The sequence below is a fragment of the Nostoc sp. DedQUE08 genome (genome assembly GCF_034530895.1).
Classification (GTDB): Bacteria; Cyanobacteriota; Cyanobacteriia; order Cyanobacteriales; family Nostocaceae; genus Nostoc.
In genome coordinates, this window is sequence record NZ_JAVRCD010000049.1 from 49,954 (window position 1) to 62,151 (window position 12,198).

12 protein-coding genes are annotated in these 12,198 nt (G+C 42.9%); 3 read left to right on the plus strand and 9 right to left on the minus strand.

Annotation, left to right across the window (positions count from 1 at the left end; genetic code table 11):
• Window positions 1-92: 92 nt before the first annotated feature.
• The 3 genes from RMY64_RS26855 to RMY64_RS26865 form a co-directional block, all read right to left on the minus strand.
• Complete coding sequence (locus RMY64_RS26855; RefSeq protein WP_322689720.1) at window positions 93-896, minus strand: DUF928 domain-containing protein; 804 nt, start codon at window positions 894-896, stop codon at window positions 93-95.
• 190 nt (window positions 897-1,086) lie between these two features.
• Window positions 1,087-3,429 carry a CHASE2 domain-containing protein gene (locus RMY64_RS26860; protein WP_322701599.1) on the minus strand — a complete coding sequence of 781 codons (2,343 nt, stop codon included), beginning with the start codon at window positions 3,427-3,429 and terminating at the stop codon, window positions 1,087-1,089.
• 183 nt (window positions 3,430-3,612) lie between these two features.
• A complete protein-coding gene (locus RMY64_RS26865) occupies window positions 3,613-4,581 on the minus strand; it encodes a DUF1822 family protein (protein ID WP_322701600.1) in 969 nt (322 codons plus the stop codon).
• Between the two features lie 179 nt (window positions 4,582-4,760).
• Here RMY64_RS26865 and RMY64_RS26870 point away from each other — a divergent pair, with 179 nt between their 5' ends.
• A complete protein-coding gene (locus RMY64_RS26870) occupies window positions 4,761-5,165 on the plus strand; it encodes a four helix bundle protein (protein ID WP_322672501.1) in 405 nt (134 codons plus the stop codon).
• A 176-nt stretch (window positions 5,166-5,341) separates the two neighbouring features.
• Here the strand turns inward: RMY64_RS26870 and RMY64_RS26875 are convergent, their stop codons facing one another.
• From RMY64_RS26875 to aroH, 5 genes are all read right to left on the minus strand, one after another.
• Window positions 5,342-8,065: a CHAT domain-containing protein gene (locus RMY64_RS26875; RefSeq protein WP_416212161.1), complete on the minus strand. Its 2,724-nt coding sequence runs from the start codon at window positions 8,063-8,065 to the stop codon at window positions 5,342-5,344.
• A gap of 398 nt (window positions 8,066-8,463) precedes the next feature.
• Window positions 8,464-8,622 (minus strand): hypothetical protein, encoded by a 159-nt coding sequence (locus RMY64_RS26880; RefSeq protein ID WP_322701602.1) that lies wholly within the window; start codon window positions 8,620-8,622, stop codon window positions 8,464-8,466.
• Window positions 8,619-8,849 carry an addiction module protein gene (locus RMY64_RS26885; RefSeq protein ID WP_322701603.1) on the minus strand — a complete coding sequence of 77 codons (231 nt, stop codon included), beginning with the start codon at window positions 8,847-8,849 and terminating at the stop codon, window positions 8,619-8,621. Before RMY64_RS26885 ends, RMY64_RS26880 begins: the two co-directional genes overlap by 4 nt.
• A gap of 130 nt (window positions 8,850-8,979) precedes the next feature.
• The gene (locus RMY64_RS26890; RefSeq protein WP_322701604.1) at window positions 8,980-9,480 is read right to left on the minus strand and encodes a DUF6756 family protein; all 501 of its coding nucleotides are present in this window, start codon (window positions 9,478-9,480) and stop codon (window positions 8,980-8,982) included.
• Window positions 9,481-9,579: 99 nt separating this feature from the next.
• Window positions 9,580-9,900, minus strand: coding sequence for a chorismate mutase (aroH, locus tag RMY64_RS26895; RefSeq protein WP_322701605.1), 321 nt, complete (start codon window positions 9,898-9,900; stop codon window positions 9,580-9,582).
• Window positions 9,901-10,033: 133 nt separating this feature from the next.
• Between aroH and RMY64_RS26900 the strand changes: the two genes are divergently transcribed.
• Both RMY64_RS26900 and RMY64_RS26905 read left to right on the plus strand, forming a co-directional pair.
• Window positions 10,034-10,507 carry a TspO/MBR family protein gene (locus RMY64_RS26900; RefSeq protein ID WP_322701606.1) on the plus strand — a complete coding sequence of 158 codons (474 nt, stop codon included), beginning with the start codon at window positions 10,034-10,036 and terminating at the stop codon, window positions 10,505-10,507.
• A 90-nt stretch (window positions 10,508-10,597) separates the two neighbouring features.
• Window positions 10,598-11,071 (plus strand): TspO/MBR family protein, encoded by a 474-nt coding sequence (locus RMY64_RS26905; RefSeq protein ID WP_322701607.1) that lies wholly within the window; start codon window positions 10,598-10,600, stop codon window positions 11,069-11,071.
• 205 nt (window positions 11,072-11,276) lie between these two features.
• On the opposite strand, the gene RMY64_RS26910 is transcribed toward RMY64_RS26905, so the two are convergent.
• Complete coding sequence (locus RMY64_RS26910) at window positions 11,277-11,984, minus strand: M15 family metallopeptidase (RefSeq protein WP_322701608.1); 708 nt, start codon at window positions 11,982-11,984, stop codon at window positions 11,277-11,279.
• Between the last annotated feature and the right edge of the window lie 214 nt (window positions 11,985-12,198).

Below are 12,198 nucleotides of genomic sequence, written 5' to 3' on the forward strand. Positions count from 1 at the left end.
TAAAACTTAGACACAAAAAGGCTTTTCACCCAGTCCCCAGTCCCCAGTCCCCAGTCCCCAGTCCCTTGCTATATTAAAAATTTTTTCCTAGTTTAAGGTGTTCCTGGAAGAATGGGTTCTCCGGCAACATCATCTAAACGGATGCTGCTTAACAAATTTCGCCACTCTGCTTTCAGGGCTGCATCTTGAGGATTTTTTTGACGCAGTTCAGCCAACGTTGTCAGTGCCTCGTACCATATCCCATTTTGGGCATAGATAGCATAGCGCTTTAGAGGTTCTGCCGTTTCTAGTTGTTTGACTGTTGGTTGACTGAGGTTAACTCGTTTTATTACCCCTTCAACAAAACTTGGAGGAGCATTCTGTTGCTTGTCACAGTTAATTGTGAAAAACCAGCGGTATTGTTGGCCTACTGCTAAAGTGGGAGCAGTGCTAGGCAAAGAAACGCGGATGACTCCGGGCTTATCCGGTAGAGCGATCGCTTTTTTGTATACCTCGTTAGCATCTGGATCTTGCAACACAAATTCAACTGTATAGGGCAAATCTTTGGTATATGGCACATAGAAAAACCAACTTGGATGTTCTACTGTTGTTTGTCCCCAGACATTAATCACTGAATTAGCTTCCTGAGTAAAGGGGACTAAAGCAGTCAGGTCAGGTTTAGTAAGTGGACATCCCTCCGGCCCGGTGCGCTTCGCTCCACCACGAACGCGACCTCCAGGAGGGGAGCCAGCTGGAATTGGAGGTTGATTAAAGGTTTTAGCTTGAGCAAGGATTGTTTTAGCATCAGAGCGATTAGGGGTTGGTTTCGCCAGTACTGGAGTCAGACTAACTGATAAACTTGTACAGCTAAAAGCTACTACTAAAAACAGCTTTATCGGTTGTGAATTTGAATTCATAGAAACCTGACCTCATCGGATTTTAGATTTTAGATTTTAGATTTTAGATTGGGCACTGGGCGTTAGGAGTGCTGTTAGCGGAAGCGGGGCGTTTAGCCCGTGCTGAGTTAGGAGTTAGGAGTTTTGTTTATCTCCTTGTCCCCTTGTCCCCTTGTCCCCTCATCTCCTCTGCTCCTCTGCTCCCCTGCTCCTATTCCCCATTCCCCGCCCGCACTTTTGTTTTTGAATTACTATAAATTGACATTAAAACTCCCATAGCTAACAACGATAAAGCCGACGGTACGAAAGGCACCCAAGCACCTGAAATTAACAGACCAAAGCAAACTACATACAAAACGCTAGAAGCAACACCCATTGCCAACGCCAACCAGGGTAAAGAAAACCTGCGCCAAGCTAGGACTCCCCCAATCAAAGACCAGACCCAAATCCAGATTACCTCCGCCCACCATGACCAAGCCCGCAGCAACGGCCGCCCATCTTGGACTGCACCAAGGATCTGGCTGACCATGTGAGCTTGTACCAGTACTCCTGGCATTTGCTCGTCTAAAGGAATGCCATAAGGTGTAGACCAAGTGTCTGGAGAATCCCCCTTTGCAGTCACACCAATCAAAACAATCCGGTTTTTGATGGCGTTGGGGTTAATTGGACTAGATAAAAATTGCGTTAGCGTTACCTGTTCGGCTATTTCTTTTGAAGAACGATAGTTGAGTAAGATTTGACCGCCATTCGCATCAATATTTTGATAGCCACCAGTACGAGACTTCAGATTCTCAAAAATAGTCTTACCCAACTGCAAATTTCCTTCAGGGGTGAACTTTGTTTGAATTCCTAAAGGGTGCAGATAAAGGGATGCTAGTTGTAAACTGAAGGAATATGGAGTAAAACACGATGATGTGGTCTCCTGATTCATGAACAGAAGATGCCGACGAATAACTCCATCGCGATCGTGAATAAAGTCACTGAATCCCAGATTTGCTGGAGGGATTTCTGGTGGCGGCTTAATGCCTTTGATATTTCCTGTGCGATCGCTCCCTTTGCATACGCCAACCAAGTTCTGAGTTTGCTGGAGACGAGTAATTAAATCTGGCTCTTTGGCCTGAAAATCACGGTAGACATCTAAGCCGATCGCGCGGGGTTGGTATTGATTCAGTTTTGCTAAGAGTTTATTCAGAGATTTTTCCGAAATAGAAGCTCCAATTAAGGACTCGCCATTTTGTCTTTGAATTGCTAAATCTTCATCGTCAATTGTGATAATCAACAGTCGAGGATCGAGTCCTTCTGTGGGGCGCGATCGCATCATTAAATCAAAGGCTTGAATCTCTGGATTTTCTAGCAATCCCACCAATCTCACGCCACAAACCAAGGCTGTAACTGCCAAGCTGGATAACACAGTTCTCTTAAATCTGCGTTTGTTAGACAAAGGTAAACTTGCTGGCTCTTCATCTTCAGATTTTGTAGACCTTAATTCATCCCAAGTCGGTGGTATCTGCGCCGGATTTTGGCAAATTACTGGTAGCCAAGTCGCACAAGGAAATTTATCTTCAAGTCCTTGCAAGCGTTCCCGCGCTTGGCGTACCGCTTGATATAAAGACTCGCCACCGGCAAAGCCTTGGAGAAAATATTTTAAAAACTCCTTCGCAACCTGGTCTGGGACGGGTTCGCGCATGACAATTATTTGAGGAATTTGCAAATCAGCCAATTCTCGCGCCAACCCCAATCCATCACAGGAGTTGAATATAGCTAATTGCAAACCATTTTCAATGGCTTTTTTGAGAGCGTACTTTAACTCGCCAATGGTAAGACTATCAGTTCTATTCAGGTAAATTCGTCCGCTTTCTCCATTTCCTTGACTGGAACTGTGTCCGGCAAAAAAGAGAATATCCCAGTTTTTTCCCCAGAGATGCTCAGTCAAGTCCTTACGTTGTGGTTCTACCAAAAAGCTCACCTGTGCGTTACTACACTGTTGCAGTAAAGCTCGATCGGCTTGGGTATCAATCCCTTTACTATTGCCGACAATTGCCAAAATATTGACTAATTGATTGAGAGTGCGTGGCTTGTGAATGCGATCGTAAGATGGTGAAGAAAGGGCAATTTCAGCTTTGGGATAGCGTTCTAATAACTCCCACAGATGCCAGGGTAATAGCTGCAATTGGCTATTTTCTGTTTGCAAAATTACCCGTACTTCGTCGCTGGATGATAATCTTTCTAACCATTTTTCCCTCAAAGGGCGAAATTCCTCTGCTCGCAGCCAGGTATTAAAGCGTGCCCGCAAAATATGAGAAGCGTTTTCGCAGTCTTGCACCATCGATACATTCGTCACTTGCATTTTGTCAGCATGGAGGCGATAACGATTACCTATCTGCCGATAACTAGACTGCCAATGACTATAATAGAGCGGCATTTCCGGGAATGAAGGGAGCCTCCCAGTGATTTCGGTTGTAGCACGCTCGTGTTCTTCACCAATTTGGAGGGTGACAGCAAACCCCTGCTCAAAACTACCCTCTCCAAATTTGATCGCCACTAATTTACCCATAACCGTCGCTATTTCCCCATGCAAGATCGTGCCCTGTTCTAATGTCCGATCGCAAGCTTCACAAGTATCTACAGATTTTTTTCAAAATCCCCAAAAACTAGCTTGGATTTTTAATTTTTAATTTTCAATTAATGAATTATCACTTAATAAATTACTGACAAACAAGGAAGATAGTTACATATTTCAAATTCGGAAATATTCGGTAATACTGGTATTATCCAAGGCGACCCTAACACTAAATTGCTCTGTAGGTTCACCACGAAACTGCAACTGAATGTAGTTGTCTGATTTTCTCGATTGAGCGTCAAGAAATATTGCTCCTGAACTATCTATAACAGTGAGATGAACTCCTGGTGGCAAGTAAATTTGATTTCCAGTGGCGTGCAATTGGAGATGAATACTAGTTTGTCGATCTTTTTCGGGGCTGATTTCTACAATCAACATCACAGGTTGGTTGTGGATTTGGATACCTAAATCAATCACTTTTGCCCGTTTAGTAATTGATTCTGGTTGTTTGAGGGTATCTAATTCTAAAGTTTCAACACTGCGAAAGGCATAATTTGGCATAAGTTCCGGCACATTCCACAGCGATTCAATAGTTTCCCAACCAGTCTCAAATATACCAGCAAACCATTGGCTCAAATTCACTAATGAATTAGCTGGGGATTGACGCAGTTCCCAGATGCGGTCAATAAACGCTTCTAATGGTTGCAGTTGCGCTAAAGGAACTGTTTGGGTTGTCACACTAGGGATAAAACCAAGCAGCCTTGCTTCTTCGAGCGATTCATCAAATTGAACTATTAAATAACCCACCCGTTCTTCCCAAGTTTCTGGAGGAATAAAACATATCTCCTGATGCAGATGGACAGGGCGACACTCCAGACGGCCAATTGAGGGCAGTTCTAAATCAGCGACATCCCCACAAAGGCGCACAATCGGGTTCCAACTGTCACTAGCTTGAAGATCGGTAGGAATATCCATCATCTGCAAGTAGTCATTCACCACCCATACAGCTAAAGTATTCAGCCGGACTTGCTCTGCTTTTTCAAGATTTGGTTGCTGGTTAGCAAATTGCTGGGCAGTTATGCGAGCTGTTTGGGAAATCGGCAATGTTAAAGCGAAATCATCTAGCTGATAGGTGGAGTTATTCATAAGTCAATTTCTAGGGTTCAATGCTGCTATGTATATATCACCCGCATTCAATAAATTTATGCCACAAAACTGAATACTGGAAAAAGATAATTGGGATTGGGGACTGGGGACTGGGGACTGGGGATTAGGTAAAAATATCCCATAAAATTGAGGGATTGTTTGTATATTATTAAGATGATATGGGAGATAGAGGTTTTGAGTCTTTAGACTTCTATCAAGATAGCGTCAAGCTACTAAAAGCAGCTTATCGACTAGCAGATAGGTTGCCAACTTTTGAGCGTTACAATTTGAGCGATCAATTACGAAGATCGGCTTGTAGTGTTTTACTGAACATAGCTGAGGGCTACGGACGTTATCATTATCTAGATAGATTGCGTTTTATGTACATTGCTTGTGGTTCATTAACTGAGACTAAAAGTGCTTTCATTATTGCTGAAAGCCTGGGGTACTGCAATACAGAACAATTACACTGGGTTAGTCAACTTAAAGACCAGATTGAAAAAGGTCTTAAGGGTTACTGTCGTTTCATTCGTTCCCAACAACAAGGTAAAGAAGAGTATGGCACTAGATTAGGTAATTGGTGATTAGTGATTGGGAGATTTGAGGTTTTGAGCTAGATGAACGAGTCCCCAATTCCCAATCCTCAGTCCCCAGTCCCCAGTCCCCAGTCCCCAATTCCCAATCCCCAGTCCCCAGTCCCCAGTCCCCAATTCCCAATCCCCAGTCCCCAATCCCCAGTCCCCAGTCCCCAATCCCCAAATCACAACCAATTACCAATCAATACATAAGCAGACCAAAAGCTTGGCGCTCTGTAATTGGGGTGTTTCAGCAGTTGTAGTTGGGCACGATGGACTGCTTCGGCTTTGGTGATTTTGCCACTCTTGAGTTCTCGATAGAAGGCACTAACAAACATCGCTGTTGATTCATCATCAATTTGCCACAAAGAAGCGATGGTACTACGTGCCCCAGCTCGGACAGCTGCTCCTGCTAGACCCAGTGCTGCCCGGCTGTCTCCTGTTGCTGTCTGGCAAGCACTCAAAACTAATAATTCTACTACGGTTTTACCCTGGCTGTGGAAGAGAGTATCAAAATCTTTGACATTTATCTGACCATCGAAATCTAAAATAAAAGTGTCTTCGAGGCGGGAGCTAAACTGACCGTGGGTTGCCAAATGCACTATGTTGAATGAAGCAGCATCAATTTCACTTTCCAAATTCTTTTTCTTAAAATCCCCATCCAATAGGCTAGTTGTCGAAACTCCTGCTTTCGTAATACCGTCAAATTCAGATTTGATCGCTAGCAATGGTGCAAACTTGGGAAATCCTGGCGGTGGCTGAGTCAGTCCTGCGGTTAGCGCTCTGAGTTGCTGTTTAATTAGCGGTTTCGGGTCGAGGAGTTGTAGACCGACGCTCAGGGCGATCGCATACTTCTCTACTAAATATTGTTTACCATCGTAAAGAGCTGCCATTGGTAAATTGCGTAATGGCCCATCTAGGACGAACACTAACGTATCGACACCACTTTGCTGCAATTGTGACTCAATGGGTTTAAGCAGCCAACTGTAAACTTGTTGCGATTGGGTTTGGACGATCTTAGTAGCAGTTGGATCGACAAGATTTCTTCGCAGTTTTATTAAGAGTTGCTCTACTTCCCCTTGGGAAATCTTCGTACTATAGCTTTGCAGAGATTGTTTGGGAATTTTGACAATTACCTGGAGTTCGTCACGAAGAATAATTGGATAAAGGATGGCAGCCTTAGTATTGTCTTTGTCTACTACTCGATCGAGGGCTACTTTTTGACCTTGCAGACAAGCTTCCTGAAAGAAGTCGTCTAATTCTGCTAGTTGGAGTGCTTCAATCCGTTGGCGTGCTTTATCCAATATTTTTTCATTTGGTTTTCCTTTTTGAGATTGCAGCAGTAACTCTACTGACTGGCGGTAGACGGGTTCTACACTGTCCCGGAAATCAAATTGTACATCCTGGTTTACTACATCTTTATTGACTACTAAATCTCTGCGGAGAGATTCAAGAGTGTCTACAGCAGCATCATAAGCGGCGATCGCACCATTAATATCTTTTTGTGCCCAAAGCAATCTACCTAACTGCCACTCCAAGCTATAGGTAATTTCTGGTGCATTGCTACTCTGTGCCAAAGCTAATCCTTGCCGAGTCAGGTCTTGCGCTTCTGGCCACTGTCTGGTTTCTTCGTACAAGCCGCCTAAACTCTTTAGAGCATAAGCCTCTGCCCGCTTGTCTTCTAAGCTGCGGGATTGCTGGATGGCACTAGCGAGTAATTTTGCTGAATCTTTTGTACTTAATCCTGAGTAAAAACTATGACTCGATGCTTGTAAGACACCACTCTTGACTTTTGCCAAACTTTGTGAAAAGTTAACATGAGCGTAAATACTCGCACGGCTGAGAGGGAGTTGCCTGAGTTGGGACTCAATCGATGGCAAAAGAGTTTGCACCTTTGCCCATTCTTTATCTTCGATTAGTAGTCCCAGGTGATTGAGTTGTGCTTGAACTTTTGTGAGGGGTGAGGGAGATACTGCGACTGTTTTTTGATAATAGGCGATCGCCTGTTCCTTTTGATTTTGTTTGCGGGCATTATTCCCCAAGCTGAACAGACTAGCCCCAATATCAGCGCTTGATTGGAGATTTTGAGCAATTATCAGACTTTCTTCTAATGCTTGGCGTGACTTTTTCAAATCGCCCAATACCAAAAGGGCATCACCGAGCGATCGCAAACTCACTGTCTTTTCTAGAGAATCTGGTTGAGATTTTAACGTCTGACTTATTCGATCGAGGGTTTTGATCGCTCGCGGGTAAAATCCTTGGGTGCGCCAAGCTTGTGCTTGATTGATTAGCGATCGCACCACACCACTTTGATTATCTGCTTGTTTGTAAATTTCTTCTGTTTGCTGCCAAGTTGCCAAAGCCGCTTCGGACTTTCCCATTGCCAATTGCAGACGACCTTGAATATCTAGTGATTGGGCAAATATTTGCAGATTTTGGTTTTTATCCGGTTCTTGGAGTACATTTAAGCTTTCTGTAATTGCCTGCTGCGCCTGATTCCATGCACCGAGTTGCTGGTAAGCTAGGGAAAGATTACCCAATGTGACTGCTAGTCCAAGGCTCTCCCCTTGCTGCTTATATATTTGGACAGCCTGTTGTAAAACTTCTACAGCTTTGGCAAAGTTGCCATTACTGTATAAAACTTTGCCCTGCTGTAAGAGTGAGGCGGCATCAGTGGGCACAGCCAGCGATACTATACTATTTATTGGCAGTTGGGATAAAGAATTGATTGAGCCAGGAACTTTGGCTAGCACTGGTGAACCGACAATGCATAGCAAAGCGACCAGGAAGTACAAAGGTAAACGTAAAAAGTGAGTTAGGGGGGTGAGCCAGCGCGTCCTTGCCGTTTCTCGACCCCTGCTTTTAAACTTTAGAGAATTTGCGCCAAAAATCCTAGTTGTTTTAGCCATAAGCATGACGAGAGGTAGGTGATAACCAGAAACACATAGGATGAACTATTAGGCTAACAGGCTAATGTTACCATCTCTATTCCCGATCAATCTTTGAGCTTCCACAATTTTCTTATTTATGGCGATCGCGGTGAAACTTGATTAACAAAATAAATGAAGTACACGGGTAGAGGCACAACATATTGTACCCCTACGATTATCTCTACCTCATCATGTAATCTGTTGTAGTTAAAAAGCGATCGCTAACCTTAATCAAAAACTCACTGAAATCGCCTTCTCCAATAATCCGGTCTGCGCTTGCTATGTGCTATTGCAACAATCCAGATAAACTCTTCAATTTCTGCATAGAAGATGAGATCAGGAAAATGCTGAATCACATAACGACGCAGCCCTACAATTTAATACGGCGCTTTTATGTTCGAGTTTTGCTGAATCTTGCTAATAGACTGTTCCACTTCAGATAAAAAATCTAGCCCTAGACCTGCTTTTTGCTTCTCGTAGTAGCCGAAATTATCTAACTCTTCTCGTGCTTTGGTGTGGATAATAATCGGCTTCACGAATACTTGTCTCGCAGTTCAGTGAATACCTTATCTGACTGTTCACCAGAAACTATTCCACTACTAATATCTTCCAACCTTTGTGTTAACTGAATATCCCAAGCAAGGTCTATATCTTTATCCACTTCTTTGTCTAAAGAATGGATCAAAAAGTAAGCAAGCTCTGCACGCTCTTCTATGGATAGCTGAGAAAGTTCAAGCCTAAGTTTCTCTACTGTTTCAGTCATAGTGTATGGTCTCCTTGCAGTCTATAAGCGTGTTTCCAGTTCTCGAATGGGTGTTGAGTCAACAGATTAAGTGCTATGCCAGCAGTATCTTTTACGCACAATGCTAACGCATCGGTTTAAAATGCTGAACCTATCTGACGTTTTCACGATTTGATTGTAAGTTTTGTATCTTTTCAGTCATAGACTGCCCAACACCAATCAATACCCCGTGACGATCTTCACCCAGTAGCCACTCAAACTTTTTCGAGACTATGTAATATTCAAACCCATACATTTCTCCTATTAAATCGGCAATTACCTCGATCTCACCCCCATAGAGCCAAAAATTACCATGCTGTTTAGTTCTTTTCCAGTCTTCAGCCACAAACCACACTGTCTCTTCTAAAGGTACAAGTTCTTTCAAAACATCGGGTGCATATTCGAGATGAATTGAGCAAGATGGTTCTTTGAATGAACCCCACCACCAGGGATAATTTAATCCTTTTTTACCCAAGCTTGTGAATCGCTCAAGAATTGACACCAATATCTCTTCGTATTCATGAAGGCTAACTAACCTGAAATCATTGCAAGAAAGGTTTAGCGTTTTTATGGCTTCTTCAATATCTACTCTGAAATCTAAGCGTTGAGTCATAAAATCTACATCGCTCTAATAGCAATTCTCTATAAATGATGACGATTCGTTTCCTTGGCGTTATTAGCAAGTTCGCTTCTATTTATTAATATGAGTATTTTACACTTTTGACTTCACTACTGGCTGTGATGCTTGTAAAAGCTGAGGCAAACTCCAGTCGGGACGCAAGCTAGCGACGTTGCGTAAATAGATATGATGAATTGAGGCAAAGGCTGGCAGATAGGCGTGGATTAAGAACCGAATGCAGCGCTGTAAGCTACCTTCTACGTGCATTTGCTGTACATCCAAACATTGCAACATTATCCCAACAGGACGCGCTCTTGCGATCGCATCTGGAAAAATAGCATCCAAATCGCCTGTCACTAAAAAAGTCACACGAATCACGTCCTTTGTACTTTTTGTGCCATTCCCAATTTCCATAATTTAAAATCCAGCCAAATGATGTGAAGGTTTCAAACTCAGGGATGATGAGTAATTAGCAATTAAATTGACAAAATCACACTATAAAGAGTGATATTAACCGATAAATAGCGCTTGTAAAGGACTAACGGGCATGATTAAATCTTGGATGGTGATTGGGGGCGTGGCTTTCTTGGTTGCTTTAGCAGCGAACGTGATTACGCCTAGCGATCGCCAATGGTTCAAGCGTTTACAACGACCGAGATGGCTAACTTTTGAGGGCGCAATTCCGATTATTTGGACTGTAATATTTATTTGCGGTGCTTGGTCAGCTTATATTGTCTGGGAAAAAGACCCAGGAAGTACCTCAACCTGGTTAATCATGGGTTTATATCTGCTATTAGAAATTGTTACCATTGCCTATACGCCTGTAATGTTTAAGCTTCGCAGTCTGAAAGTGGGTACAATTCTCGGTGGCACAGGTTTGATTATTGATGTTTTATTGATACTTGCAGTCTTAGGTTTTTCTGGTTGGGCAGCCCTATTACTAGTTCCTTATTTACTCTGGAGTCCCATTGGTACTTATACCACTTGGCAGATGATGAGTCTCAATCCTCAAGATGCCTAAGGTTCGCACCAAAGAATGATTAAACATCTAGCCTAAATTGTCACACTTGCAGTGTATGACTTGACAAAATACACAAAGCAGGAGTGCATTATGATTCCATCTTGGATAATAATTGGGGCTGTAACTTTCTTCATCGCCCTTGGGAGTTTCTTGATTACGCCGCGTGATGTTAAATGGTTTGCAAATCTAAGTCGCCCTCGCTGGTTAGTTTTTGAGCCGCTGATTCCGGTTATCTGGACTGTGATTTTTATTTGCGGTGCGGCTTCAGCTACTATTGTCTGGGAAAAAAATCCCGGAAGCCTAATTACTTGGCTAATAATGGCTTTATACCTTTTGGTGGAAATTATTACCGTCGCCTACATACCTACAATGTTGAGGTTTCGCAGCCTCAAAGTTGGGGAAGTTCTTGGGCTAATCGGTTTGATTTCAGGAGTTGTTTTGGCAATCTGCGTTTTGCCGATTTCTCTAATGGCGGCGCTGTTACTCCTTCCTTATTTAGTTTGGACTCCCATTGGTACTTACACTACCGACGAGTTAAAAGAACTGAATCCTCAAGATGCTTGAAGAAGTATTCAGTAGTCTGAATTCAGTAGTCAGAAGAAGAAAGTGTAGGATGAACGCTTATTTATTCCTTATGGATTCCGTAAGAAAGATTTCGCATTTAGTATCACCATTTATTCAGCATTAGATTGAGCAAGTCTGCCAGTTAGACTCCAATTCAATTCTGAATTCTGAATTCTGACTCCTGAATTTTTTTGTAATAACGCATCTATACAAGCCGCCCATAACGTGCTGTGGTAGGATTGGCTGGATTAGATTGATTATTCAGCCAAGCCCACATTTGATCGCCGACAGAAAAATGCCACCATTCTCTAGGATTGCGTTGAAAGCCGGCTTTTAACATTACATCTCGCAATAGTTGACGATGAGTATGATACTTTTGCGTTTCTGAGCGATCGCTATTGGCATAATAATCGGGATGCGATCGCTCTGACATTTCGTCAATTGGCGAACCCATATCCACTATTTCGCCAGTATCATCTACCAGCGTCACATCCACCGCCCCACCAGTACTGTGAGGAGGCGGAGTTTTTGCATCTAAACTTGGTGCAGCCCAAATTGCATAAACCGCTTCCCAAATCTCTTGGCGTTGGTTTGCTGATAAGTCTGCCTCAATCAGTCCTCTTTCTCGTACTGCTTGGGCGAAGCTGTAATCTACCATAAACTGCTGGACTGCTACTGGGCGATAGGCATCAAAAATTTGAATCCGCCAGTTAGGATGCAAGAGATTAAGATAATTTTGCGCTCGAATCAAATTTTCAATGACGCTTTGACGAAGATAATAAGGAGAGCGATCGCCATAAGGCGCACCTAACTTTTCATAAGGATGGGGAGATTCCACCGCAAACAATTCTAAAGGAATCTTGATTAGCGGTTCACCACACTCGAAAATTGGGATTTGATGATAAGGTCTCATCTAGTCAGATACACAGGACTTACGCATTTTAACGCAAGCATAGCATTGTGCATAACGATTCTCTTCTTCCTCTGTATCCTTTGCGGCTCTGCGTGCAATACCAATTTTTCTCAACCCTGAACAATTTGTTATTTCGGAGTACTCATTTGTTATTTCGGGGTACTCATTTGTTATTTCGGAGTACTCATTTGTTATTTCGGAGTACTCATTTGTT